The 25,313-nt window shown below is 60.5% G+C and carries 21 protein-coding genes and 1 pseudogene; 13 read left to right on the plus strand and 9 right to left on the minus strand.

What is annotated here, in order from left to right:
- The first annotated feature begins 7 nt into the window (after nucleotides 1-7).
- On the plus strand, nucleotides 8-754 hold the full coding sequence (locus KIO76_RS23510; protein ID WP_213326011.1) for a GntR family transcriptional regulator: 747 nt from the start codon (nucleotides 8-10) through the stop codon (nucleotides 752-754).
- Between the two features lie 4 nt (nucleotides 755-758).
- Here the strand turns inward: KIO76_RS23510 and KIO76_RS23515 are convergent, their stop codons facing one another.
- The 6 genes from KIO76_RS23515 to KIO76_RS23540 all read right to left on the minus strand — a co-directional run bounded on the left by KIO76_RS23515 (nucleotide 759) and on the right by KIO76_RS23540 (nucleotide 7,789).
- Entirely contained in the window at nucleotides 759-1,550 is a 792-nt protein-coding gene (locus KIO76_RS23515; RefSeq protein ID WP_213326012.1) for an SDR family NAD(P)-dependent oxidoreductase, read from the minus strand.
- Entirely contained in the window at nucleotides 1,550-3,511 is a 1,962-nt protein-coding gene (locus KIO76_RS23520) for an oxidoreductase (RefSeq protein WP_213326013.1), read from the minus strand. The genes KIO76_RS23515 and KIO76_RS23520 overlap by 1 nt, the downstream gene beginning before the upstream one ends.
- A gap of 64 nt (nucleotides 3,512-3,575) precedes the next feature.
- On the minus strand, nucleotides 3,576-4,412 hold the full coding sequence (locus KIO76_RS23525) for an ABC transporter permease (RefSeq protein ID WP_213326014.1): 837 nt from the start codon (nucleotides 4,410-4,412) through the stop codon (nucleotides 3,576-3,578).
- 23 nt (nucleotides 4,413-4,435) lie between these two features.
- Entirely contained in the window at nucleotides 4,436-5,209 is a 774-nt protein-coding gene (locus tag KIO76_RS23530) for an ABC transporter ATP-binding protein (protein WP_213326015.1), read from the minus strand.
- Nucleotides 5,210-5,248: 39 nt separating this feature from the next.
- A complete protein-coding gene (locus KIO76_RS23535; protein ID WP_213326016.1) occupies nucleotides 5,249-6,259 on the minus strand; it encodes an ABC transporter substrate-binding protein in 1,011 nt (336 codons plus the stop codon).
- A 510-nt stretch (nucleotides 6,260-6,769) separates the two neighbouring features.
- Nucleotides 6,770-7,789, minus strand: a complete 1,020-nt coding sequence (locus tag KIO76_RS23540) for an ABC transporter substrate-binding protein (protein ID WP_213326017.1) — start codon at nucleotides 7,787-7,789, stop codon at nucleotides 6,770-6,772.
- A gap of 325 nt (nucleotides 7,790-8,114) precedes the next feature.
- Between KIO76_RS23540 and cofH the strand changes: the two genes are divergently transcribed.
- Genes cofH through KIO76_RS23570 form a run of 6 tightly spaced genes read left to right on the plus strand, consistent with a single transcriptional unit; the run spans nucleotide 8,115 to nucleotide 14,288 of the window.
- The gene (cofH, locus tag KIO76_RS23545) at nucleotides 8,115-10,460 is read left to right on the plus strand and encodes a 5-amino-6-(D-ribitylamino)uracil--L-tyrosine 4-hydroxyphenyl transferase CofH (protein WP_249730128.1); all 2,346 of its coding nucleotides are present in this window, start codon (nucleotides 8,115-8,117) and stop codon (nucleotides 10,458-10,460) included.
- 11 nt (nucleotides 10,461-10,471) lie between these two features.
- Complete coding sequence (gene npdG, locus KIO76_RS23550; RefSeq protein ID WP_213326019.1) at nucleotides 10,472-11,131, plus strand: NADPH-dependent F420 reductase; 660 nt, start codon at nucleotides 10,472-10,474, stop codon at nucleotides 11,129-11,131.
- Between the two features lie 3 nt (nucleotides 11,132-11,134).
- Entirely contained in the window at nucleotides 11,135-11,872 is a 738-nt protein-coding gene (cofE, locus tag KIO76_RS23555) for a coenzyme F420-0:L-glutamate ligase (RefSeq protein ID WP_213326020.1), read from the plus strand.
- Entirely contained in the window at nucleotides 11,869-12,792 is a 924-nt protein-coding gene (cofD, locus tag KIO76_RS23560) for a 2-phospho-L-lactate transferase (RefSeq protein WP_213326021.1), read from the plus strand. The genes cofE and cofD overlap by 4 nt, the downstream gene beginning before the upstream one ends.
- On the plus strand, nucleotides 12,780-13,355 hold the full coding sequence (gene cofC, locus KIO76_RS23565; RefSeq protein WP_213326022.1) for a 2-phospho-L-lactate guanylyltransferase: 576 nt from the start codon (nucleotides 12,780-12,782) through the stop codon (nucleotides 13,353-13,355). Before cofD ends, cofC begins: the two co-directional genes overlap by 13 nt.
- Nucleotides 13,356-13,370: 15 nt before the next feature.
- Nucleotides 13,371-14,288: an LLM class F420-dependent oxidoreductase gene (locus KIO76_RS23570; protein ID WP_213326023.1), complete on the plus strand. Its 918-nt coding sequence runs from the start codon at nucleotides 13,371-13,373 to the stop codon at nucleotides 14,286-14,288.
- Nucleotides 14,289-14,741: 453 nt separating this feature from the next.
- On the opposite strand, the gene KIO76_RS23575 is transcribed toward KIO76_RS23570, so the two are convergent.
- Genes KIO76_RS23575 through KIO76_RS23585 form a run of 3 tightly spaced genes read right to left on the minus strand, consistent with a single transcriptional unit; the run spans nucleotide 14,742 to nucleotide 16,676 of the window.
- Nucleotides 14,742-15,071 carry a DUF4286 family protein gene (locus KIO76_RS23575; protein ID WP_213326024.1) on the minus strand — a complete coding sequence of 110 codons (330 nt, stop codon included), beginning with the start codon at nucleotides 15,069-15,071 and terminating at the stop codon, nucleotides 14,742-14,744.
- Nucleotides 15,072-15,075: 4 nt separating this feature from the next.
- Nucleotides 15,076-16,086 carry an ABC transporter substrate-binding protein gene (locus KIO76_RS23580; protein WP_213326025.1) on the minus strand — a complete coding sequence of 337 codons (1,011 nt, stop codon included), beginning with the start codon at nucleotides 16,084-16,086 and terminating at the stop codon, nucleotides 15,076-15,078.
- A gap of 56 nt (nucleotides 16,087-16,142) precedes the next feature.
- Complete coding sequence (locus tag KIO76_RS23585; RefSeq protein WP_213326026.1) at nucleotides 16,143-16,676, minus strand: nuclear transport factor 2 family protein; 534 nt, start codon at nucleotides 16,674-16,676, stop codon at nucleotides 16,143-16,145.
- A gap of 467 nt (nucleotides 16,677-17,143) precedes the next feature.
- Between KIO76_RS23585 and KIO76_RS31155 the strand changes: the two are divergent.
- The 6 genes and pseudogenes from KIO76_RS31155 to KIO76_RS23620 form a co-directional block, all read left to right on the plus strand.
- Nucleotides 17,144-17,920: pseudogene (locus KIO76_RS31155) on the plus strand (IS3 family transposase); the annotation flags it as partial.
- 339 nt (nucleotides 17,921-18,259) lie between these two features.
- Entirely contained in the window at nucleotides 18,260-20,296 is a 2,037-nt protein-coding gene (locus KIO76_RS23600) for a hydantoinase/oxoprolinase family protein (protein ID WP_213326027.1), read from the plus strand.
- A complete protein-coding gene (locus KIO76_RS23605) occupies nucleotides 20,296-22,290 on the plus strand; it encodes a hydantoinase B/oxoprolinase family protein (protein ID WP_213326028.1) in 1,995 nt (664 codons plus the stop codon). Before KIO76_RS23600 ends, KIO76_RS23605 begins: the two co-directional genes overlap by 1 nt.
- A 17-nt stretch (nucleotides 22,291-22,307) precedes the next feature.
- Complete coding sequence (locus KIO76_RS23610) at nucleotides 22,308-23,099, plus strand: alpha/beta fold hydrolase (RefSeq protein ID WP_213326029.1); 792 nt, start codon at nucleotides 22,308-22,310, stop codon at nucleotides 23,097-23,099.
- Nucleotides 23,100-23,127: 28 nt separating this feature from the next.
- Entirely contained in the window at nucleotides 23,128-24,327 is a 1,200-nt protein-coding gene (locus KIO76_RS23615) for an LLM class flavin-dependent oxidoreductase (RefSeq protein WP_213326030.1), read from the plus strand.
- 35 nt (nucleotides 24,328-24,362) lie between these two features.
- Nucleotides 24,363-25,274: an alpha/beta hydrolase gene (locus KIO76_RS23620; RefSeq protein ID WP_213326031.1), complete on the plus strand. Its 912-nt coding sequence runs from the start codon at nucleotides 24,363-24,365 to the stop codon at nucleotides 25,272-25,274.
- Nucleotides 25,275-25,313: the final 39 nt, after the last annotated feature.

Here is a 25,313-nt window from a genome sequence, read left to right on the forward strand (position 1 = left end):
GCAAACAGTGACGCTGAAGCGCAAACCGAAGTTCGTTGGCTATCGCCAGATCGTCGCGATACTCGTGGGCGAAATTCAATCAGGCGTGTGGACGCTCGATTCCTCGTTTCCAACTGAGATGGAACTCGTTGAGCGCTTTGGTGTCGGCCGCAACACGGTGCGCGAAGCACTGCGCGAGCTGCAGGACCTCGGCTATATCAAGCGCCGGCGTGGGGCGCGCTCGGTGCTGACAACCACCAATCCGGAAAACACCTTCATCAACTCGGTGCGGTCGGTGGAGGAATTGCTCGACTATGCCAAGAATACGAAGGCCACGGTGCTGACGACCGAAACGGTGCGTGTAGATGAAGGCTTGGCGCGCCGGCTTGACATCGCGCCGGGTGGCGAATGGGTGCGGCTCGGCTTGTTGCGCAGCCGGGATGGGCAGAGTGCCCCCTTTTCCTATTCAGAAGTCTATGTTCTCCCGAAATTCGCCGATGTCATCGAGTATTTCGGCGCAGAAAGCGAGCTATTCAGGGTTATCGAAAATCGCCACGGCCTTATTATCCGGCGCGTCGAGCAGCAAATCGAGGCAACACTTGTCGACGCGAATATCGCCTCTCGCTTGAATGTACAAATTGGCTCAGCGTCGCTTCTTGTCCGATCCAAATTCTACTCTAGCGAAGGTGAACTGGTGGAAATAGGCATAGTTAATTTTCCGGCCAGTCGTTATAAATTGCAGATCGCGCTCGACCGCAGGGGGCGCGTCAGCTAGAGCGTTACGAGGAAAGTCGATGCTCTGAGGCTGTTGGTCCCAGGCCTGCAGCCCCGCGCTGAGCAAGCGTGACCTGCATGCCGCCGTCGACCACGAGCTCTGATCCACTGATGAAACGCGCTTGCGGGCCGGCCAGATAGAAGATCGCCTCCGCTATATCCTCCGGCGCGCCGAGCAGCCCGAGCGGGTTTCGTGCGCGCGCCAGGGCTCGCCTTTCTTCCGTCGCGTAGCGTTCCGGTGACATACCCGTTGGGATAGACCCAGGCGAGACGCAGTTGGCGCGGATGCCGTCAGGTCCCCATTCGAGGGCCATCTGACGGATCAACATGATCTGCGCCGCCTTGGAAACGGAATAGGCGCCGCACATCGGTGTCGGATTGGTGCCGGCGACCGAGGTCGTGGCAATCAAGGCACCTGCGGTTTTTGCCAGGTGCGGCCGCGCCGCAACGCCCAATAGCCAAGTCGCGCGGGTGTTGACCGCCTGAACCGTATCCCAATCTTCGATTGAGCACTGGGCCAGAGAGGCCTTCAGATTGATGCCCGCGTTGGACACGACGACCTCAATTCCACCGAATCCCTCGACGGCTGCGGCGATGATGGCGGCGGGTGCGCTGGGATCCGTCAAATCGGCGGTCAGTGTGACAGCTTTCCCACCCAACGCACGGATTTCGGCGGCGGCATCCTCAAGTGCCTCGGCCGCGCGATCGGTGAGGAGAATATGGGCGCCTTCCCGCGCGAAGCGCAGAGCTGTTGCGCGCCCAATGCCGGACGCCGCGCCGGTGACGACAACACGCATTATGAAGCCTCTGCCAGCAGCAGCGCGAGCGCACGAGCTTGCCGGGTCGCGAACACCATGCGGCGCGGTGCGAAAGCATCGCCCAAAAGGTGGACATTGTCCCTTTGGGCGGACAACGTGGCATAGAGCTCTGCATCGGATGTCCCGCCACAGGCTAGCGCAACGCTGTCGAAGCCGGCCAGCCGCTCTTTCCGCTTGGAATAAATGTTCATGATTTCCGCTCCATCAGTGTGGATGGCGACCGCTCGTTCCATGCAGCGGATGCGTACACCCTGTTCGTCCAGCCGGCCCAAGGGGCCACCGTTGGAATAACGGCCGAGCAGGATCGCGGGAGAGGTCGTTGCATAGAGCATGACGACATCATGTCCGCGGGACGAGAGATAGTCAGCCAATGCCAGAGGCTGCAAATGGTCTTCTTCCGCAATCAATAGCACGCGCTTGCCGGCCGTGACGCGGCCGGCCAGAATATCGCGGGCCTCAAGCGCGGTTTCCGCGCCGGGAACGGGCGGGCGACGGGGCAAGGCGCCGGTCGCCAAGGCGACGACATCGGCGTCCGCGACGTCCGCTGTAACGGCACGGCGGTTCAGTTCGACCTCGACGCCCGCGCGGGCCAGACGGTCCTGCTGCCAACGGAGAAAATGTGCCATCCGCTCATAGTGCGGCGCCTCAATGGCGAGGCGAAGCTGCCCGCCGAGCGCGGGCGCAGCCTCCCACAGACGAACACGATGTCCGGACTCCGCGGCAAGCGCCGCGAGTTCCATTCCCGCCGGACCGCCACCTATGACAAGAAGGTTCGTCGGCCGTTTGGCGCGTGGGAAGGGCCCCTCGAGCTCCTTGGCAGCGAAGGTGTTGACCGCACAGCCAAAGGGGAGGCCGTCGACATAACGGCGGTTGATGCAATCGTTCGCGGCGATGCAAGGACGGATCAGATCTGCTCGGCCCTCGCGGGCCTTGGCAAGAAATTGCCCGTCCGCGACATGAGCGCGGGCTATCCCGACCACATCCGCGTAGCCCTCACGCAGGATCCTCTCGGCGCGATCAGGATGATCGACCATGCCGGTATAAACGACAGGCAAGGAAACGGCCTTACGAATAGCGCCGGCCCTATCGGCCCATTGCGCTGGTTCGAACTGTTGGGTCTGAATGTAGCTTGGGTTGCCCCAGTGCGAGCCAATGACAACGGAGAGATAGTCGATGCTATGGACCGTGAGCGCCTGCGCTATGCGAATGCCTTCGCCCGCATTATAGCCGCCGGGCATTTCCTCAAACGCGTTCAGCCGCACACCGATCGCTCGGTCTGGCAGTTCTTCGCGGACCGCCGCTATGATCCGGCGAGCAAAGCGGAGGCGATTATCAAAACTTCCGCCGTATTCATCAATTCGATTATTGGTCAACGGCGAGATAAACTGCTCAACCAGATCATCGTGGTTGAAGTGCAACTCAACGCCCGCCAGCGGCGTCTCAGCCACGCGGCGTGCAGAAAGGCGATATTCCGCCACCATCGCATCGATGTCGGCCGTGCTCATCACATGGGGATACGCGTTGGCGATCGGGTTCGATAGAATGTTCGAAGGTGCGTTCGGATACCCGCCGATCATGGTCATCTGGATGATGACATGGGTGCCATGGCGCGCCATGCGCTCCACCACCATGCGGCATCGGTCGGCAAATTGCGGCAGGCGAAAGAAACCCAACGTTTCGGCCGAAAGGCCGGAGGGCTCGAAGCCAGGTATGAAATGGTTTCCGACACGCCCGGTTATCGTGATCCAGGCAACCCCTGCCTCGGCCCGCTCTTCCAGATAGGCAATGGTGCGCTCCGCCTCCGCTGCCGAGCCCCAGAGGTTGCCGATGGCCGAGAAATGCGGGGGGAGCATGACGCGGGATTTGAGCGCCATGGGGCCGACAGTGAGCGGGCTGAACAGGTGCGGGTAAGGCTCCGCGGCCCTCGGAGATTGGGTCATGCGGTCCTCAATTCTTTTGGGAAAGAAGAGGCCCACGTCTACGGGCCTCATGGCGTCTTGATCGTTACTGCGGTGTACCGGCGGTTTTCCACCGAAGTGCGCGGTCTGTCACCTTCGTGATAATCCAGTCAATGACCAACGCGACGACGAGCAGACCGAATATGGCCGCGAAGCTTTGCGAGGCGGAAAACTGGCTGGCGCCGCGGGAGAGCAGATAGCCCATTCCCTGGTCCGAGGCGAGCATTTCAGCAACGACCACACCGACAAGCGCATAGGGCACGGAAATCTTGAGCCCCGCAGCCACCCAGACCAGTGCAGATGGAATGATGACCCGCAGTGCGACTTGGAACTGGTTGGCGCCCATGATGCGCACCGCGGAAATCAGCTCCGCGCTCACTTCGCGCACGCCAAAGTAAGTATTATAGTAGACAAGGAAGAAGACGATAGTTGCGGCGAACATGATGCGGAATTCCATGCCCAGTCCGAACCAGAGCAGGAACAATGGGGCCAGCGCCAGACGCGGCAACGTGTAGAAGGCCGTGACGATCGGTTGCAGCACTTCGCCCAGACGCTTCCAGGCCCCTGTGGCAAAGCCTAATGCCATGCCGCCGACAGCGCCCAGGATGAAAGCGGCTGCGGTTGCCTTAATGGTTACCCAGAGGTTCTCGGCGAAGGTGCCATCCCACAGCCATTTCCAAATTGTTGCCCAAATGTCGGTTGGCTTCGAGACCATCAGTTTCGGGATCCAGCGGTCCGAGGCATATTCCCACAGAAGCAGGAAAGCGCCGATGAGCAGGATCTGGAGCGCCAGATTCTCCAGTTTACGCCGAGCAGGGCTGATGCGGACAGGCGCCTTGCGCGGCTTGGAGGTCGTGCGCGCGGCTTTGCTGTCAAGGCTCATGGTGGACATATTCTCTCCCCGCATCAGTGTTTTTGTGCTTTGCTGGCAGCATCGGCGGCGCGAAGTAATTCGCGCAGACGCAACTCCAGCTCACTATAGGCGGGCAGGCTGCGTATCTGCGACAAGATCCGGTCTTTGCCCCAGGGAATGTTGATCTCCTCCATCACTCGAAGAGGCAAGCCTCCGAGGACAAGTACTCTGTCGGCCAAGAGAATTGCTTCGGAAATGTCATGCGTGACGAAGAGTACGCTTTGCCCTGTACGTGCAACGGTGTTGAGCAACTCCTGGTGCATGACTTCGCGCAATTGCGCGTCCAACGCGCCGAAGGGTTCATCCATCAGGAGCATTTGCGGATCGTAGACAATGCTGCGGGCAAGGAGCGCACGCCTTTTCATGCCGCCGGACAGCTCTGAGGGAAACTTGTCACGCGCGCCGGACAGATTGACGAGGCGAATAACTTTGTCGAGACGTTCTTCCCGCTCCGCCCGCGAGATCTTCCGCAGTTCGAGAGGCAAGGTAATGTTCTTGGCGACTGTTGCCCAGGGCAAGAGCGTGTCGCCCTGGGTCATGTAGCCGACTTCACGGTTGAGGCCGTTGAGCGGCTCGCTGTCGAAATCCACCTCCCCACCTAAAGGCTGCAAGAGACCGGCGGCGAGATTCATTAAGGTCGATTTGCCGCAGCCCGATGGCCCGAGCAAAGCCACAAACTCCCCGCGCGCGACATGCAGGTCGAAACCTTGCAGCAGACGCGTCTCGTTCTGGTAGCCGAATTGTACATTTCTGATGTCGAGCAACATGCCGTTGTCTCCAGCCTGCGTCAGGATGGTCCGGTTGTGTTACTGGGCGCGCGCGGCAGGGATCAGCACCGTGTCGAAATTCGCGGTCGCATAGTTCTTGCCTGTCCCTTTGGCTTGCATATCAAGCGACTGCTGCCAGCTTTGGCGGGTGGTTGCCGCGCCATCGAGATAGGCCGGCTTAAGCTGATTGAAGCCATCATCCCACAGTGCTTGATCGAGATCCGGGGCGAAGCGCTCCTTGATCTTGCGTGGTGCGTCCCGATCCGTTTTTAGGGCAACGATCGCATCGGCGTACGACTTGTGGATGCGGTTCACCAAATCGGGATTGGCGGCCACCCAATCGGCACGCGCGTAGGCAGTCACATACGGAAGGCTGCGGAACTCGTCCACGTCGCCGCGCGCCATGGAGATCCAGCGAACGCCGGACTTGTCTTGCAACAAGGGCGAGAGCGAACCGATGGTCCAAAGCGAGCCGTCGATCTGTCCATTGCGGATCGACTCGACCATCGCGGGTACATCACCCAGCGTCCGAAAACGGATATCGTTCATCGTCAGCCCTGCCTTCTCGAGCGTCGCGCCCAATGTCAGATAATGGGCGGTGCCGGGGGCAGAAGTCGTCAGTGAGAGACCCTTGAGGGCTGCTATGCGTTTCTCGATAGGCGCATCAGGCGAGATGCCTAGTTTCTCCACGGTCTTGGCTGACAGAAATATCTCATTGATCGGGCCGGTGAGCACCGCCACGGCCTTCAGATCCGCCCCCTCAACGATCGCATCCGTACCGGTCGGAGTTCCGACCTGACAGATTTCGACGGCCTTAGACAAAAGCGCTGCGATGCAGTTGGGTGACGCTCCGCGCAAGTCGGTGACCTCAATGGAGATCCCGTTTTTGCCGAAGATCGTGGGATCAACCATGCCTATAGTGAGGGGCGCATGCGCCGCTGACGTCGAAGCGGTTGCGATTCGCACCTTGTCTTCAGCGTGGGCCAAACCTGCGGTCGTTACGACCAGCGCAGAAAGGGCTAGCGCGAGCCTCACATTCTTCGCTTTCACGTTCTTTCCTCCCCAGTGATGAGCAGCGCTGGGATACTTCGTCCCAGCTACTTAGTCCGCCGACCGACCTCGACCAGCGTCCATGTTCTCATCTTCCGGATGCTACGGCTTATGCGGAGGGGGCGCAAGGAATTTTCGATATAGAGAAGAACATTCTCTATAAAAGTGAGTGGCGTGGACTCCTGATGATTCCGCCTTTGGGCCGGAGAGGCCGTCAAGGAAGGCTCACCGCCTAAATGGGGCCTGCGGAACGAGCAGCTTTTCCGCGGTGTTCACTCCGGGGAGGTCGGCACGGCCTGTATCGGCAATGTCCTGGGCCGCCACGCTGACTTCAAGATCGCCGAACAGGCACGCCGCAGACAAAAGGGCAACGGCGGCTCGCGCCGTTCGCCGCCGGCCCCGGCCGAGTTTACGGCCGGAGCTTTCGCAGTGCGGGGTACTGCCCACCCAAGATTGCGGCGCAATGCCGCAAGGTGGTTCTGCGAAGACGAAAGCGATGATTCTATCGCATTATTCGGCGCGTGCGGCGCCGATGACCACGCGATCAAAGGCAGCAGGGCCATAGTCCTTCTGGGAGGAAATCGCCTGAAGGTCCAGGAACTGCGCCCAAGCCTTTGCATTTGTTTTGGCGCCGTTGAGGAAGGCCTCGCGAGCCTGGGCGTAGCCATCGTCCCACAGCGCCTGCTCCATATCCGGAAAGAATTTATCCTTGATGAGCCGCGATGAGGTTTCCGGGTTGTCCCTCAGTCGCCGAATAGCCTCGGCATAAGCGGCCTGGATCCGGGAAACGAGTTCGGGGTTAGCCTCGGCCCAATCGCGGCGCGCAAAGACTGTAACAAAGGGGAGGCCGCTGTATTTTTCGACATCGCCACGGGCGAGGCTGATCCAGCGGACGCCCTTTCCTTCAACCAGCAGCGGGGCGAGCGAGCCGATGACCCAGACCGCGCCGTCGATTTGATTGTTCCGAATCGACTCGATCATTGCAGGCACCTCGGCCAGCGTGCGGTATTTTACGTCGGCGATCGAGAGGCCCACGGTCTGCAACATCGCATCCGTCAGCGTGTAGATGGCCGAGCCGGGGGCGGAGGTTACGAGCCTCAATCCCTTGAGTGCGCGGATACGGTCATTGATCGGCGCGTTCGCCGCAACCCCGAGTTTTGCGACAGAATCTGCCGAGAGGATAACCTCGGCATTGGGGCCGCTCACCGCAGCTATTGCAACGAGATCAGCCCCCTCGGCAATCGCATCGGTGCCGGTGGTGGTGCCGACCTGGCATAAATCGGCGGCCTTCGATAACAGCGCCGCAATGCAGTTCGGCGACTGACCATGCAGGTCGGTCAATTTAAGTGTAAGTCCCTTATCCGCAAAGATCATCGGATCCGCCGCGATCAGCGCAACGGGCCCATGGGCGATGTTGATCGCAGCCGCGGCTACGCGGATCTGGTCGGCTGCCTGGGCGAGGCCCACGCTACACATCATAAAGGCTGCCGTCAGTAAGCAGCGAACTTGTCTGGTGTTGTCGAGAACCATGGTGCTTCCCCATCCGGCGTTACCGATATGCACACGCCTCGCCGGCCCCCGGAGGCACCCCTGCATCATGTGCGGATCGTGCGAAGCATAAGCGCGTAATCTACCGTAGATTTCCAGTATTCCCCCAAAGGTTCAAGCGCTTTCTGGCATGGCCGGCGCAGGCATGGGCTGGCACGCGACGCTCAAAATCGATTGACGGGGGGCACATCACTGCTATGTTGTCCCCACAACTTCGATAATCTTGTTTTCTGGAGGGGCGGTGATGCAGGGCATGACGCTTGGCGTGACCAAGTACTGGCCTGCCGCGCATCTGGTGACGGACTGGATGTCGCGGCTCACTGACCGCGATCTCCTGGCGCAAGCGCGTGACTTGAAGGAGCGGGGCCACGGCGACCTCGTGTCGTTTTCGCCAAAAGTATTCCTGCCTCTCACCCAGCTTTGCCGGGATACCTGCGGATATTGCACCTTCGCGCATCCTCCTAGACCAGGACAACGCGCGTTCCTGTCCCCGGACGAGGTGCTCGCCATTGCCCGTGCAGGAGCCGCAGCCGGCTGCACCGAAGCGCTTTTTACCTTAGGTGAGCGCCCCGAAGATCGTTATCGTGTGGCGCGAGAGGAACTTGCGGCGCTCGGTCATGCCACGACATTGGACTATCTCGCAGACATCGCGGCTCTGGTCACTCAGGAAACCGGCTTGCTCGCGCATATCAATGCCGGGGTCATGAGCGAGGATGACTTGGCGAAGCTGCGGCGCGTCAGCGTTAGCCAAGGCCTGATGCTTGAGGGTACGGCGCCGGCACTTCTCGAACGGGGGGGCGCGCATTTCGGTTCAAAGGGCAAGCGTCCAGAAATGCGCATTGCGACCCTGGCGGCGGCGGGACGTCTCGCTATTCCTTTTACAACCGGTATCCTGATCGGCATCGGCGAAACCAGAATGGAACGGGTAGAGGCCCTGCTGGTCATCGCGGCGCTTCAAGCGGAATTTGGACATATACAAGAAGTTATCGTCCAAAACTTTCAGCCAAAGCCCGGTACGCGTATGGCCAATGTGCCAGCGCCCGGAATGGATGATTTGCTCTGGACTACAGCTGCCGCGCGGCTCATTCTTGGGCCGCAGATGAATCTGCAGGTTCCGCCTAATCTTAGCTACGATCGTTTTCCGGAAATATTGGCAGCCGGCATCAATGATTGGGGGGGCGTTTCGCCCATAACGCCAGATCACGTCAATCCGGAAGCGCGCTGGCCTGCTTTGAATGTGCTGGCCAAGGCCACGGAAGCGTCCGGGAGGACGTTGGTTGCCCGCTTGCCGATTTATCCAAAACAGGTTGCGGAACGGTCCTCCTGGGTTGACCAAACGCTTCACGGTCCTTTGTTGCGCGCCGCCGATGCGACGGGTTGGGCGCGCGCGGATCGTTGGTCGCCCGGGCTCGCGCAGGTGACGCCGGCGATGCCGGAGGCACGCTCTCGCCGGGTTCCCGCGCTGGAGGCAGTGCTGCATCGCGCCACTGCCGGGGAGCGGCTGAACGCAACGCAGATCGTCACGCTCTTCCGCGCGCGTGGGGCGGAGGCGACGCTCATCATGCAAGCGGCTGATGCATTGCGTCGGAATACGAATGGCGACACGGTGTGCTATGTCGTTAACCGTAATATCAACTATACGAATATTTGTGTTTATCGTTGCAGTTTCTGCGCCTTCTCAAAGGGCAAGGCAGCCGATCACCTGCGCGGGCGGCCTTATCTCGTGGATTTCGATGAGATCTCCCGACGTGCCGCCGAGGCGTGGGAGCGGGGAGCAACCGAAGTCTGCATGCAGGGGGGCATTCATCCCGCCTTCACCGGGCAGACCTATCTCGATCTCCTGGCCGCAGCGAAGCGCGGCGCGCCGGCGATCCATGTTCACGCCTTTTCGCCGCTAGAGGTGGCGCACGGTGCGGAAACCCTGGGGCTTGACGTGCAGCAGTTTCTCGAGCGGCTCAAGGCGGCGGGACTTGGCAGCCTGCCCGGCACGGCAGCGGAAATCCTGACGGATCGTGCCCGCGCGATCCTTTGCCCTGACAAGTTGACGGCACAAGCTTGGCTGGAGGTTATCAGGGCGGCTCACCGAACGGGACTGCCGACCACGTCGACGATCATGTTCGGGCACATCGACACGCCCGAGGATTGGGCCTCCCATCTCCTCGCTTTGCGCGATTTGCAGGAGGAGACGCGCGGCATCACGGAATTCGTGCCCCTGCCATTCGTTCACATGGAAGCGCCGCTCTTTTACAAGGGGGATGCGCGCAAGGGGCCGACCTTTCGGGAGACACTCTTGATGCACGCCGTCGCAAGGCTGGTGCTGCATCCGCTCATCCCAAATATTCAAGCATCTTGGTGCAAGCTCGGACAAGAGGGGGTGCGTCTGGCGCTCGCCGCTGGGGTCAATGATCTTGGCGGGACGTTGATGAACGAGAGCATATCGCGCGCGGCGGGTACCGAGCATGGGCAGGAGCTGCCTCCGGCCGCGATGGAGGCGCTGATCCATGCTGCGGGACGGCAGCCGGCGCAGCGCACAACGCTCTATGGCATTCCGCCCACTGCTCAGGTCACACGGAGTTTCGCGGCGGCAGCACTCGCGCCCATGGTGACGGGGGAGATCGCCGGCTCTCGCGCCCGTGCGATGCGCGTCGCATGAGGGAGAAGAGTATGACAAGCGTAAAGACTGTTGCTGTGGTCGGGGGAACCGGCGCGGAGGGCGGCGGCCTTGCCTTGCGATTGGCCAAAGCGGGTTATGGCGTCCTGATCGGGGGGCGTGATGCCGGCAAGGCGGAGGCCGCGGCCAGCGCGATCAATGGTCGGATTGGAACCAGCATGGCGCGGGGTGTCCTGGCCGCCGATGCTGCTGCTGAGGCGGATATTGTCCTGATGGCCGTGCCGTATTCCGGACAACGAGACACGGCGCTCGCGCTCCGTGACCATTTGCAGGGCAAAATACTGATTGATGCTACCGTGCCGCTGGTACCGCCCAAGGTCAGCCGGGTGCAGTTGCCCCCCGGCGGGTCTGCAGTGGCTGCGCTGCAGGCGGAACTCGGCGAAGGTGTGCGCGTGGTCGCTGCTTTTCAGAATGTCTCAGCCCATCACCTGCGCGACCTCGACCATGAAGTCGATTGCGATGTATTGGTGTGTGGCGATGATGCGGCTGCCGTCGATACGGTGATCGCGCTTGCTGGCGATATCGGATTGCGGGGCATTTATGCCGGGCCCGTCGCGAATGCTGCGGCCGCAGAGGCTTTGACCTCGCTGTTGATTGCCATCAACAGGCGGTACAAGTCCTCGGGCTCCGGCATACGTATCACCGGGATCTGAGCGATGTCGCGGTTGGAGATCACGGCTCTTCCCGGGTTGCCTGTCATCAAGTGCGGTGACGACCTAGCCGTCCTCGTGCAAGCGGGGCTGCACCGCGCGGGGATCGTGCTGCAACCGCACGATGTACTTGTATTTGCCCAGAAAGTCATCTCCAAGGCCGAAGGGCGTCGGGTCGCACTGGCCTCGGTCGTCCCTTCGCCAAGAGCCATGGAACTGGCGGATGTCGCGCAGAAGGACCCACGCGTGGTGGAGTTGATCCTTGCCGAGAGCCGCGCAGTGCTGCGTTGTCGTCCCGGCGTGATCATTGTCGAGGACCGGCGCGGCTTTGTCATGGCGAATGCGGGGATCGATGCCTCCAACGTGGAGGGCGACGATCATGTGCTGCTTCTGCCAGAGAACCCGGATCTGTCGGCCGCGCGGCTTGGGGCGGCGCTGGGTGTGGCTGTGATCATCAACGATAGCTTTGGCCGAGCGTGGCGCCTTGGAACCTGTGGGACGGCGATCGGCGTCACGGGCATGCCGGCTTTGCTCGACTTGCGCGGGCGCCCCGATCGCAACGGGCGCGCGCTGCAGACCAGTGAACTCGCGCTGGCCGACGAAGTGGCGGCCGCCGCGTCGCTCTTGATGGGGCAGGCCGACGAGGGGCGGCCGGTCGTGCATCTGCGTGGTGTCCCCGGTGTCGGTGGTGCCGGACAGGCAGCGGACCTGATCAGGCCGAAGCATATGGATCTGTTCCGATGAAAGTCGTCGCGCTTGCCGGTGGGGTTGGGGGAGCGCGTCTGGCACACGGGCTGTCCATGACCGGCGTTGATCTGACCGTTGTCGTGAATACCGGCGATGACTTCACCCATCTGGGGCTCAAGATCTGTCCCGACATCGACACGGTGACCTATACGCTGGCTGGGCTTGCGAACCGCGAACAAGGTTGGGGGGTGGCTGGCGAAACCAACGCGTTCATGGCGCAGCTGCGCAGACTTGGCGGGGAGGATTGGTTCCTCCTCGGGGACCGCGATCTTGCGTTGCATGTGTTGCGTACCAGCCGGCTAGAAAGCGGCGAGGCGCTATCGACTATCACGATGGACATCGCGAGGCGACTTGGCGTCAGCGCGCGCATTCTTCCCATGACTGATGAACCCGTGGCCACGGTGATCCTAAGCCCGCGCGGCGAATTGGCTTTTCAAGACTGGTTCGTGCGGCTGCGGACCGATGTCGATGTCAGCGGTTTTCGCTTCGAGGGCATCGAAGTGGCGCGTCCGGCGCCGGGGGTGACACAGGCACTGGCTGGCGCCGATGTCGTCGTCCTCTGCCCATCCAATCCTTATGTCTCGCTTGACCCGATCCTTTCCGTTCCCGGGCTGCGTGCGGCCCTGCCACCCGTACCGGTGATTGCCGTGTCACCGATTATCGGCGGACAGGCCGTGAAGGGGCCCGCGGCGCGTCTGATGCGCGACCTTGGCGCCGAAGTCTCGGCGCGGGGTGTAGCCGAGCATTTTCAGGGGCTCCTGACCGGCATGGTCATCGACAATGCGGATGCGGCTCTGGCGGAGCGTATGCCGCTGCCGGTCAAGGTGACCCAAACGCTCATGAAGACGGATGCGGACCGAGAGTCGTTGGCCCGTGCTTGCCTGGATCTGGCGGGATTGGGAACATGGACATCCTGATCCCCTGCAAAAGTCTTTCCCTGGGAAAGTCACGCCTCGCGACGGTGCTTGAACCAGCACAACGGCGAAGGCTGTGCCGGTGTCTGTTGGTTCATACCCTTGATCAGGCCCTGGCCAGCGGCGCCCGGGTTGCCGTTGTGACGGAAGACCCCGCTGTCGTGCGTTTTGCCCGGCGGCATGGCGCGCAGATTATCGACGACCCTGGGGCGGGGCTCAATGCTGCGCTCATCCACGGCAATGCGGTGCTCGGCTATGACGCACCACTGATCGTGATGCCGATTGATCTGCCAGGCTTGACGGCCGCTCACGTTGCACGACTAACGCTTCCAACCGGCTTGAGCTTGGTGCCCGACCGTCGCCAAGAGGGCACCAATCTTCTTCTGCTCGCACCTGCGGCGCGGCCTCATTTTACCTTCGCCTTTGGCCCCAAAAGTTTCACGCTGCATCATCAAGCGGCGGTCCGGCAGGGCTTGCCGGTCACCGTGCAGCGGGACGCCGCGCTGGAGTTCGACATCGACACACCTGAGGATCTGGCGTGCTGGCCGGGCCTCATATCATCATGATCTGCGGGAGGACCCATGAAAGCGCATGAAACCGTCAAATATGCGGTCAACGTCAACCAGTTTACGCACCTGAACGATTTCGAGGCCATGCTGGAATTTGTCAAGCAAGCCGAAAAGGAGGGTTACGATAAGGTCCGTTTTATCGATCACATCGTAGGTGTTGATGTCTCAAAGCATCCCGAAATGCCGTATACTCCTTATACGCATCATTCTAATTTCTATGAAGTCTTCACGCTGCTCGCTTACCTCTGCCATCTCACCAGCCGCGTCAAATTGTGCACCGGCGTCTTGGGGCTTCCGCAACGCCAGACGGCGCTGGTCGCAAAGCAGGCCGCGCAGATAGACGTTCTGTCGGGCGGCCGGATGCTGCTGGGCGTAGGGCTCGGGTATAATGCAGTGGAATTCGCTGCTCTGGAAACGGAAATGAAGATCCGCGCTCGCCGGTTTGAGGAACAGATTGACGTATTGCGGATGTTGTGGAGCGGGGAGGTCGTCGAATTCAAGGGTGATTTCCATGACTTGCAGCACGTCAATATAAATCCCCCACCGATTCAGAAGTCGATCCCAATCTGGATCGGCGCGGGACGCACCGAAAACCCGGTTCCGCCTGACAATGTTCTCGCCCGGATTGGCCGCAAGGGAGATGGCTGGTGTCCACTGTTTCGGATCCCCGATGGCGCCGAGACGCTTGATGCCGCGGCGCAGGAGGCGATCGCCAAGGTGAACGCAGCCGCGGTCGAGGCTGGCCGCGATCCGAAAAGCATCGATTTGGAACTCGGCCTTTTCCCGGACGGGAAATCACGAGAACAGCTTCAGGCAGAGATCGCAGCGCTGCATGAGCTCGGCTCCAACCATATTCATGTTCGTTTCACCGGTAAGACCGCCGCGGAACAGATCGCGGCCTTGAAAAGGTTTCGTGATCTAATCGCATAAACGCACATAGATCTTGCGCTTCAAGCCGAAGAGCGCCCTCACCCTTTTCAGGCTATCCGTTGCGCTAGAGCGCGCGAGAAGCTTCTATCGGAAGACTTCGGCGGGCGTCATCCGCCTCCGGCGCGCCAAAGAATCGGAGCAAGCGGTCTGCGACAATGCAGTCTCGGGGGCTATGAAAGACGCTCCGATCAATCGGGCCAAAACTGCGCGTAGCAACACACCACAACCGGGTTGCGGCACGTCCACAATCATCCCGCCTGATGCTGACGAGACTCATCCCGCCTTGCGGGCGGCGCACAAGGAGCTTGATCGCGAAATGGTCGCGAACCGGCCGAAGGAATGGACGGCGACGATGTCGAAGGCACGCGGCCCTCACTCGCCAGCCGAGCAGGGGATCACTTAAGGTAACTCAGATCACCGAGGAACCGGCGTCCGAACGCCGGTCCTTTTGGCCTATTCCCCGTCTAGCGGTTGAAAGAAATAGGCGAACTTGGGATTTTGACTGATATGCTGATTGGTCGGCATCGCCTCGGTGCCCGACCGCTCGGCGATGTCAGCGGCGACAGAGGCCAGGTCGTCGGTCTCCACCTGGTAGATCGCCAAATACTTGAACGGGGATGGAATTGACATGCGCTGCGGCCCGGCCAGTACGAAGCGCTCGGCGCTTTTCATTCCTGGCACCTTTAGGACGTCGGGAATGTGTGTGTTGGAGTAGAAGTCGTTGAACTCCTCCTCCTGTCCATCCTTGGCATTCGCCAATACTACGAAGAGATATCGCGCCATTCGTCTATTCCGAACGCGCGTCAGGCATCACGACCGCCTCGTAAGTGACGCCGGAATAGCTCTTGTTGGCGGTCGGCGCATAGAGGCCGATGTATTTATCCCAGCCCTTCCTTGATACACGCACGCCTGGGATGAACGTCTTGATGTTTTCGGCAAAGCCGTCATCCCATACAGCCTGATCCATGTCCGGGAAGTAGGCCTGCTTGATGGCCTTTCCCGAACCGTCCGGATCTGCGAGCAGCTTGGCGACGGCCGTCTCGAGCGAGGCGCGGATGTCCGCAACCGTCTGCAGGTTCTTCTCTACCCAGTCCTTGCGTGCATAGACGACGTAGTAGGGCAGGTCTGCCAGCGTCTGCATATCGGTTCGAGGGCTGATCCAGCGAATGCCCGAACCGTCAGCGATGGAAGGGCCGAGGCCGCCGATCGACCAGAGAACGGCGTCGACCGCGTCGTTCTGCAGCGATGCCATCATCGCGTTGGTGTCACCTAGGACGCGGTACTGGGTATCCGCGATTGAGAGCCCAACAGTCTTGAGCATCTCATTCAGCACCAGGTAGTGCCCGGTCCCTGGCGCGGACGAGATGACGCGTAGCCCCTTCAACGCCTTCAGCTTCTCCTCGACCGTGGCGTTTTGGGAGAGGCCAAGCCGTTTCGCGGCATGCTGGGAGATGATGAGTTCGGCGGTCATCGCGTTCGTTGCGGCGATCGCGACCAGCGGCGCACCGTCCGCGATCGCGTCCGTGCCGCTCAGGGTACCCACCTGGCAGAGGTTGACGGCCCCGGAGATAACAGCGACGACACAATTCGCAGTCTGGCCGCGAAAGTCGGTCATCTCGACGCGCAGCCCGTTCTTCCCGAAAATTGTCTTGTCCTGTGTCGACAGCAGCAGCGGCGCGGCTACCATCGCCGCGCTCGATGTGCCGTACTTCAACACCTGCTCTTGCGCGCGGGCCGGCAACTGGCCGAGGCCAAGGCCGAACGCCACGCTCGCGGCTAGGAATACACGAATGGTCAAGGTCTCCTCCCGTTTGTTTTTTGTCGTCTTGACGCCTGGCCTGCCGTCGCCGGGGGTCACCAGTGCTCCCAGCTCTTCCAAGTCGCGAGCGGCTCGGGGAAATTAGCTGGACGCCGGTCTCCATAGGCGCGCATACGCAGGGGATCGCCCAGGCCCTCTGCATACTCGGTGACGGGCATGTAGTAGAAGAAGCTGGTCGTACGGGACGCGATCCGCCACTTGCCGCCCTCGCGCCGGTAGAGATCCTCGTAACGGAGCGCAGCGACATAGGCCTTGCCAGAGCGCCAGATCTCGGCGTGACTGAGCACCAGCCCGGAAGCCTTGTCCAGATCGTCATCGACCGTGATGATGTGGTTGTGGGTCCAGTGGCAGGTCGGGCCGAGGGCCTTGAAGCGGCTCTTGTAGCGCGCCATGACGTTATCGCGGCCGATGCCCGGATCACGCCCGTCTTTGCCGACGAGTTGTCCGTCCTCCGTGAAACAGTCCGCGAGTGCCGCCATGTCGCGATCATCGACCGCAACCGAATAGCGTGTCAGCAATTCGGCGATGTCGAGCTTTGCCTCGATGACCGCAATACGCTTGTCAAGCACTGGAAACCTCCCCGTATTATCTACCGAAGGGGAGCACATACGACAGTTCGACGCAAGAACGATTCTTCATGGAGGATATGTTTCTCCATACAGAATAAGCTCAACTAGCGTGTTGATTTCATCCTGCGGAGTGTTGCCCTGTTCCACTCGATCGAGGGCCGCTATCAGGAATGTGACGCAGCCTCAATCTCGAGAAACATCAGCATGATCTGTTCCACACGTCTGTCGCATGGGTGACAGACCCCGCCTGATTTCCAGCGAAGCGGCGATGGATTTGGAGATGACGTTGGTTGTCATACTTGTACAGACTGAAAGAATCAGGCGCTCCTTGGTGCAGGGGCCCGGTCCCCAGCCGGGCCGCGCGATCCGAAAACACGTGCAAGCACATGCCGCCAGAGTAAGAAGGTTTCCGATCCAGTTCCAACTCATGATGCCGGCAGAAGAAATCTAAAAATCTTGGGATCGTGTACCGGTGCCTGCACATCCTCCTGCGGCGGGACGGCATCGCGCTGAACCCACAAGAAGCTGTTCCGGCTCTATCGAGAGGAGCGTCTGACGGTGCGCCGGCGTGGCGGGCGCAAGCGCGCGCTCGGGACACGGGCGCCGATGACCATGCCGCAGGGGCCGAACCAGCGCTGGAGCCTCGACTTTGTCGCGGACCAGCTCGTCGATGGCGACCGCTTCCGCGTCCTGGTCATCGTCGACGACTTTACGCGAGAGTGCCTGGTGCTCGGCGTCGACACCTCGCTCTCCGGCCAGCGCGTTGTCCGGGAGTTCACCGCGACGCGTCCGAACCACCGCTGGATCGCCGACTTCTCCTACGTCTGGACGGCGGAAGGCTGGCTCTATGTGGCGGCCGTGATCGACCTGTTCTCGCGCCGTGTCGTCGGCTGGTCGATGAAGGCCGAGGTGACTGTGGGACTCGTCACCGACGCGCTCATCATGGCGATCTGGCGCCGCGGCAAGCCGGACGCGTTGCTGTATCACTCCGATCAGGGCAGCCAATACACCAGCCAGCGCGTCCAGGAGTTGCTCGCCGAGAACGGCGTCACCTGTTCGATGAGCTGATCTGGCAACATCTAGGACAATGCCGCGATGGAGAGCTTCTTCTCATCCCTGAAAGCCGAGCGGATCAGGGCAAGGTCTACCGAACCCGCGACGCCGCCAGGGCGGACGTGTTCGACTACATCGAGCGGTTCTAGAACACCATCCGCAGGCGCTCGACCATCGGCTATCTCAGCTAGGTCGAGTTCGAAAAGAAGGTTGGATTAGCTTAACTGAACGTCCACGAAACCGGCAGCAGGCCAACACGCACTAGTCGATCTGATGCGCCACATCCTGCCTCACCGTTCCAGACGGTCGTTTTAAAGGGTGCCAGCGACATGTCCTGTGTAGGTGCTGGCTTAGCACAATTGCCAGGCGATGGAATTGCTATGGCCGCGCCAAGTCGCACGAGCAAAGCAGCTCATAATGCTACCTTATAGCTTCTCGCTCCAAACGCGGCTGGACGACGCTGGATAGCATAGACCATCGTGACCCTACGAGATGCGCTTATTGCATCTTTGAGCGATGAAGGGTCTCAAATGGGTTTCCGCGTTGGAGTCGATATCGGTGGTTCCTTCACAGATTTCGCGGTGTTCGATGAGCGCACCGGGCAGCTTGAAGCGCTCAAGGTATTCTCGCGTCCCGATCGTCCAGGCGAGGAGATGCTGACAGGACTGCGTGAGCTCGAGCGGCGCTATGGCATCAACGCGGACGCCATAACTTATTTCACTCATGGAACAACTGTTGGCGTCAATACCGTTATTCAGCGCAAAGGCCTTAGGCTTGCGTTGTTCACGACCGATGGCTTCGTAGACGTACTTGAACTGGCGCGTCTCAAGAGCCCCGACATGTATGACCTGTTTTCTAGCCGCCCCGCGCCGCTTGTGCCACGCAGCCAGGTCTTTGGAATCCGCGAACGCCTGAATGCGAATGGCGCTGTCGTGGAGCCGGTGGATTGTGCCTCCATTATCGAGGCTCATCGGGCGGCGCGCGCGGCCGGTTGTGAAGGTATTGTCGTCAGTTTTCTGCATAGCAACAAGAACGGAGAGAATGAGCGGAAGGCGCGGTCGTTGCTCGTGGAGGATGGGTGCACTGTGCCCATCTTCTTGTCCCACGAGGTCTGGCCGATCATCCGCGAATTCGAGCGCACGACCACCGCCGTCGTCAACGGTTATGTGCAGCCGCAGGTCGCGCGATACCTTGCCTCGATGCAGGAGGCTTTGTGGCAAGCGGGCGTGCGCCCTGAACTCCTAGTCACGAAGTCCAACGGCGGGGTGATGACCGCCGAGCAGGGCAAGTCTGAATGCGTGCAAATGATCCTGTCAGGGACCGCTTCCGGCGTCATCGGCGCGGCCTATCTCGCGAAGACGGCCGGCGTGGACAAGGTCTTGAGCCTCGACATTGGCGGGACCTCGGCTGACGTCGCGTTGATCCTCGACGGCAAAGCGCAGTACGGAGTTGGCGAGCAGATCGGAGATTTCCAGATCCACATCCCCTCCATTTCTGTAACATCGATCGGCGACGGCGGCGGCTCGATTGCCTGGATGGATGCTCAGGGCGTGTTGAAAGTGGGGCCGGAGAGTGCGGGTTCCACACCAGGGCCGGCCTGCTATGGGCGAGGCGGGTTGCGTCCTGCGATCACCGACAGCTTTGCCGCGACAGGTATGCTCGGCTTCGACGAGATTGGCTATAATGCTGTAAAACTCGACATCGAGGCCGCGCGCAATGCCATTGCGCCGCTCGCTCGCAGCTCGGGACAAAGTATCGAGGAGACGGCGGAGGCTATTCGAAATATCTGCGTTTCCGGAATGTACGTGGGAACCAGTGCTGTCATCTCCAGATTCGGGATTGATCCGAGCGAGTTTACTTTACTCGCCTTCGGTGGGGCGGGACCTATGCTTGGCGTTTTCCTCGCGCGGGATCTGGGGATGAAGGAGGTGTTGGTGCCACCGCGGCCGGGCGTTCTGAGCGCGCTCGGCGGGTTGGTCGCTGATCTCAAGAATGACTTCATCCGGACGATATACAAGACGCTTGATCAAGAATGCGTCGATCTTATGAAGGATGCCTTCGCTGATTCCCGAGAAAAAGCAACGAAATGGCTGAAGCAGGGGCAGAAACACGCCGATAACGTGATGCTCCGGTATCTGTGCGACATGCGTTACGTCGGGCAATCCTTTGAAGTGGAGACGGAAATTCATTGGTCGATGCTTGATGCTAACGACATTGGCGCCATAGCCGATTGCTTCCATCTCGCCCATGAGCGGCTCTTCGGATACTGTGACCGCTCCGGGCCGATCCAGATTGTCAACGTCCGCCTTGTCGTTTCCGGAGAAACAATAAAGCCCCAGCTAGCGAGCTGTGAACCACTCGCACATCGGCCGCAGGCTAGTGGTGAAGCCCGTATCTGGCTCGATGGGGCTTTTCGACAGGCAGTCCTTTATCGGCGGGCCGATCTGAGGCCCGGCGCGGAACTCTCTGGCCCTTCAATCATCACGCAGGAAGACACTACGACGATCGTGCCGCCAGGCTGCGACGTGAAAGTGGACTCCTTCGGAAATCTGCGGATCTCACTTTGATGTTGCAAACAGTCAAAACTGATATTTCCTCATTGCAGATATTCGCGAATTTCTGCACAGCTGCCGCTGAGGCCATGGGTTATACGTTGATGCGTACCGCCCATTCGACATTCGTCAAGGAGACCGAAGATTTTTCCTGCGGGCTTCTGACGACCGAGGGACTGACATTTGCCTCGCCGCGCGGCTTCGGAGCAACCTGGTTCATTGGGCTCGACTATGGCCCGGTCATCGGCATTCCTGAAGGTTACGAGGATGGCGACATCTGGATCACGAACGATCCCTATGCGGGAGGCGTGGCCACTCACACACCTGATTTCCACATCTGGAAACCCGTTTTCCTCCAAGGAGAACTCATCTGCTTCTCGGCAGGTCATATCCATAATACTGATGTGGGCGGCGCGGTGCCGGCCAGTCTCTCCCGCACGCTAACTGAGATACAGCAAGAAGGCATTCGCATTCCGCCGACGCGTCTAATGCGCCGCGGCGAGCTTAATCATGAATTGCTCCGCATCATTCAGAACAATGTTCGCGCGCCTCGTCAGAACCTTGGTGACCTCAATGCGCAGATCGCGTCTGTTTCGACCGGCGCCCGTAAGATCCTTGAGATTGGGAGCAGGCTCGGTCCGGCCGCCTTCAAGCGTTCCGTGACCAACATCCTTGACTACGCTCATAACCAGGCAAGGGAGGTCATTCGCTCTATTCCAAACGGTGACTACTTCCATGCGGAGTTCGCGGACGAGGATGCGCCTGATGGCTTTCCTTGCCGCGTCGCGTTGACGCTCCGTGTCCGGGATGACGAAATCGAGATGGATTTCACGGGCAGCGATCCGCAGCTTGCGTCGTCGCTCAACATGCCGACCTGCGGACATGCACGCCATGCGCTGATTATGGCGGGGCTCGGCTACGTGCTTTATTCCCTCGACAAGAATCTCCTGCTCAACGCCGGTGCGTTGCGGGTGGCGCGGGCGATCCTGCCTGAGGGGACGGTCGTGAATGCGAGCTTCCCGGCAGCGGTCGGCATGCGCAGCCTGGTCTGCAAACATACGCAGGTTGTGACGCTGGGTGCTTTCGCGCGCGCTATTCCTCAGCGGATGTGCGCCTCACCTGCAGGGAGCCAGTCGCTCGTGAATGTGCGCAGCGTCGCCGAGAACGGCCGCACTGTGATGGCCTCCGTGGGGCCTGTTGGAGGGGGCGCCGGCGGCATGCCGAATGCTGATGGCAACGATGGTTCGGGTTCTGTTTCGGGCTTTCTCAAGAATACGCCGATCGAGATATCGGAAGCGGAATTGCCGGTGCGCTTTCTCCGTTATGGGCTGGTGCCCGGAACCGGGGGGCCGGGGGAGTGGCGCGGTGGTTGTGGCATGGTGATGAAGTTCGAAGTCTTCGCACCGCAAACAATGGTGACTGCGCGCAACCGTGATCACAGCCGTTTTGCGTCCTGGGGCTTGAACGGTGGCGCGCCTGGATTGTCATCGCGCTTCACCCGCCACACGTCCGATGGTCGCGCGCTCGATCTGGCCAATGCCGATATCGTTCACCTGGAGCCGGGCGACGTCCTCGAACTCGAGGGGCCGGGCGGTGGCGGTTGGGGAGACCCCTTCAAGCGTGATCCCGCGCTTGTGGCGCGCGATGTCGCTGCCCGCCTTCTGACCCGCGATGAGGCGTGCCAGCAATACGGCGTTGTGTTCGACGAGGAGGGTTTGCTTGACGACGCGGCAACCGAAGCGCTGCGACGCGCGCCGCGGTCTTTGCGACCTGTGGTCGCTCACAATGATCAACAGGTTGAGTTTGAAAAGCTTTGGTCACCTGAACGCTATGACGCGCTGACAGATGTTCTGAGCCAAACAGCAATTCCCTGGCGGCATTGGGTGAAGAAGGAAATTTTCACGCGCATTGGCGAAACGCCAGCCGGAGCTGACGCAAAATTGGCCGTCTATGAGGCCTTTGGCGCCGTCCGCGCCCGCTTTCCGCATCTCGTCGCATCGGCGGAATGAAGGGGGATACTGCGGCCATGGTCGAAACAATCATCTCCGAAACGGTCGGCGTCGCCGGAATAGACATTCAGCTTTGCACGACGGGGCAGGGCGAGCCCTTGCTTTTCCTGCACTCCGGTCCCGGGCCCACCTATGACTCCAGGGAGTTTCTCGTAAAGCTCGGGCAGGATAATGCGGTGCTGGCGCCCTATCATCCCGGCTTCGGGCCTCTGCCGCGACCGGATGACTTCGAGACCATCGATGATCTCGCTTATTGCTATATGGGTTTACTCAACGCGCGTAGACTGCGCGGGATACCTGTCATCGGTGCGTCAATCGGCGGATGGATCGCGGCCGAGATCGCTATCCGCGACCCAGCGGCTTTCGCCGCCCTCATCTTGATCAATCCCCTCGGATTGCGCGTTGGGGCGCCGATGGACCGCCCGATCGCTGATATCTGGGCAATGTCGCGCGCCGAGCGTCGCCGCATCCAATTCCATCAGCCCCTTTTTCAGACTGACCATCTCGATCAACGCAGCGACCAGGAGCTTCTGGAACTCGCACGCTTCGAGGAAACGCTCGTCCGCTATGCCTGGAGGCCGTTTCTCCACAATCCGCGGCTGGGTCGATGGTTGAGGCGGATCCAGGCGCCGACGCTAGTGATCCGGGGTGACGAGGACAATTTCGTGTCCGGGACGATACACGATGCCTTCGTCGAGCAGTTGCCTCAAGCTCACATCGCTCGGGTAGGCAATGCTGGCCACCATCCGCATGTCGAGCAGCCTGACGAGGTGATCTCGCTAATCCGCAATTTTCTGAGGGCTCGCTGAAGCCTAGTCTCCAGCCCAGGATAATCCGATGCAGGTCTATCACTTCACGGAATGCCCCTACACGCCAGCTTGGAAGCATGCAGACAGGGTGCCGATCCGCAACGTTATGCCCAACCGCTATTTTGATCCTGCAGAAGCCTCAAAGCTTCTCAATGAGCGGCTGGATGAATGGGCACTGGCTGATGAGCTTGGTCTCAACATCATGGTCAACGAGCATCATGCGACCTCGACGAGCTTAAGTGTCTCCGGATCGCTGCCGCTTGCCATCATGGCGCGTGAGACCCGCTCGGCGCGCCTGCTCGTTCTCGGCATACCGCTTGGCATGCGTCATGATCCCGTACTTGTGGCGGAGGAGATGGCCTATGCGGACGTAATTTCCGGGGGGCGCCTGGAAATGGGGCTGGTCAAAGGAGGCGGCGTGGAACTGGGGCCGACCAACAGCAACCCGGCAACCTTGGGGGAACGCTTCTGGGAAGCACACGACATCGTTCTCGCCGCGATGACGCACCACGACGGTCCCTTCAACTACGAAGGCCGGCATTTCCAGTACAGGCAGATCAATATTTGGCCGCGCCCCTATCAGCAGCCCCATCCGCCCGTATGGATGACATGTTTCAGCCCGGCGACCGTCAGGGAAGTGGCCGATCGTGGCTATGTGGTCGCGGCGACCCTTTCGGCTGTCATCGCCAAGGCGATTTTTGATGCCTATCGCAAGCGCTGGGCCGAACTTGGCCGCTCCACACCAGCCAACGATCGCTTTTCCTACATGGCTCAGATCGCGGTGGGCCATACGGAAGAGCAGGGCTTGGCACGGTTATCGCAAGTTCGTCGCTATGCATGGGCGTCCAGCTTGTCGGCCGAGCAGTACTCCAGTCCCCCAGGCTACAAGCCCGCCCATATCGTTGCCAAGGCGCTCCGCAATCCGGCCAATGGATCGATGTTCACCAATATCCCCGGCCGTCAGGGACCCGCAGTCAATCCGGTCATCTGCGATCCTCGTGACCTCATTGATCCTGGCGTCGGCTTTGGTGGCACGCCCGATCAGGTCTATGAACAGATTGTGGATTTCTATCGCTATTGCGGCGGTTTTGGGCATCTGACCGCAATGATGCATGGCGGGCCCCTGTCGCACGCCGACACCGCGGACAGCCTGAAGCTCTTCGCCCGCGAGGTCATGCCGCGTTTGCGCGAGTTCACTGGTGAGGAAGCCAAGAAAGTCGCGGCCTGACGAGCGGCTATCCGAAAGATGGAAAGGGTTGGTCCATGAACCAGGGGACGGTGATCGCGGTGGATGCATTGGAACGGGAGCGCCTCGACCATGATTTCAACCTGCGTGCGCGGTGCCCTGACTTTCAGGAGCAGTTCGACGCCTGGCAGATGGAGAGCGAAGCCTTTCGCGCCCATTGGCCATTCGCAGCGCTCGATATCGCTTATGGGCGGCATCGTCTTGAAACACTGGATGTCTTCCGGCCCGCGCCCGCCGCAGCATTGCCGCCCGCCTGCGTCTTTTTTCATCCGGGCAGCTGGCAGCGGCTCGACAAAGCCATGTTCAGCTTCATTGCCCGCCCGTTTGTCGAGCAGGGGTGCGCGATGCTGCTAGCCAACTACCCGCTGGTTCCGGAACGAAGCCTGCCGGAAGTGGTCGACAGCGCCGGCCATTGCCTCGACTGGGTGGTCGCTCACGCGGCGGATCTTGGTGTCGACGGTGAACGCATTTGCGTTTTCGGCCACTCGGCAGGTGGTCATCTGGCTGCCATCACTTATGCTCAGCCGCATCGCTTGAACGAGGAGACGCGCCGCGCCATTCGTATGGTCGCGGCCATTGGCGGGTTCTATGATCTCGAGCCTGTCCGCCGCAGCTTCATGAACGAGGGCCTCAGTCTTAGCCCGGAGACCGCCTATGAGCTCAGCCCAATCCACAGCCAGGATCCGTTGGCCTGTGACCTGCTGCTGGCGTTGGGTGAACTGGAGACACGGGAATTCGCACAACAACAGGAAAGCATGGCTCGTCATGTTGCCGGCTTGCAGCGCGCGATAGAGATCGTGGAACTCACTGGGCAGGATCATTTTTCGCTGGTACGCAATCTGCTGACACCGGACCATCCCGTGGTATCGGCAATCCTTGGCCGGTTGAGCACGATGAGGATCGATCGGCCACTCTTGAAAGACGGCTAGCTATAAGGTCGCCTAATGGAACGAGGTGCCTTTTTAGAT

This window comes from Chelatococcus sp. YT9 (genome assembly GCF_018398315.1).
GTDB lineage: Bacteria > Pseudomonadota > Alphaproteobacteria > Rhizobiales > Beijerinckiaceae > Chelatococcus.

Bases quoted from the DNA above. Each gene is read 5' to 3' on its own strand.
- KIO76_RS23515 (WP_213326012.1), bottom strand. From the start codon at position 1,550: ATGCGTGTTGTCGTCACCGGCGCGGCGTCCGGCATTGGGCGCGCAACA.
- KIO76_RS23520 (WP_213326013.1), bottom strand. From the start codon at position 3,511: ATGACCCAATCTCCGAGGGCCGCGGAGCCTTACCCGCACCTGTTCAGC.
- KIO76_RS23525 (WP_213326014.1), bottom strand. From the start codon at position 4,412: ATGAGCCTTGACAGCAAAGCCGCGCGCACGACCTCCAAGCCGCGCAAG.
- KIO76_RS23530 (WP_213326015.1), bottom strand. From the start codon at position 5,209: ATGTTGCTCGACATCAGAAATGTACAATTCGGCTACCAGAACGAGACG.
- KIO76_RS23540 (WP_213326017.1), bottom strand. From the start codon at position 7,789: ATGGTTCTCGACAACACCAGACAAGTTCGCTGCTTACTGACGGCAGCC.
- cofH (WP_249730128.1), top strand. From the start codon at position 8,115: ATGTCGCGGCTCACTGACCGCGATCTCCTGGCGCAAGCGCGTGACTTG.
- npdG (WP_213326019.1), top strand. From the start codon at position 10,472: ATGACAAGCGTAAAGACTGTTGCTGTGGTCGGGGGAACCGGCGCGGAG.
- cofE (WP_213326020.1), top strand. From the start codon at position 11,135: ATGTCGCGGTTGGAGATCACGGCTCTTCCCGGGTTGCCTGTCATCAAG.
- cofD (WP_213326021.1), top strand. From the start codon at position 11,869: ATGAAAGTCGTCGCGCTTGCCGGTGGGGTTGGGGGAGCGCGTCTGGCA.
- cofC (WP_213326022.1), top strand. From the start codon at position 12,780: ATGGACATCCTGATCCCCTGCAAAAGTCTTTCCCTGGGAAAGTCACGC.
- KIO76_RS23570 (WP_213326023.1), top strand. From the start codon at position 13,371: ATGAAAGCGCATGAAACCGTCAAATATGCGGTCAACGTCAACCAGTTT.
- KIO76_RS23575 (WP_213326024.1), bottom strand. From the start codon at position 15,071: ATGGCGCGATATCTCTTCGTAGTATTGGCGAATGCCAAGGATGGACAG.
- KIO76_RS23600 (WP_213326027.1), top strand. From the start codon at position 18,260: ATGGGTTTCCGCGTTGGAGTCGATATCGGTGGTTCCTTCACAGATTTC.
- KIO76_RS23605 (WP_213326028.1), top strand. From the start codon at position 20,296: ATGTTGCAAACAGTCAAAACTGATATTTCCTCATTGCAGATATTCGCG.
- KIO76_RS23610 (WP_213326029.1), top strand. From the start codon at position 22,308: ATGGTCGAAACAATCATCTCCGAAACGGTCGGCGTCGCCGGAATAGAC.
- KIO76_RS23615 (WP_213326030.1), top strand. From the start codon at position 23,128: ATGCAGGTCTATCACTTCACGGAATGCCCCTACACGCCAGCTTGGAAG.
- KIO76_RS23620 (WP_213326031.1), top strand. From the start codon at position 24,363: ATGAACCAGGGGACGGTGATCGCGGTGGATGCATTGGAACGGGAGCGC.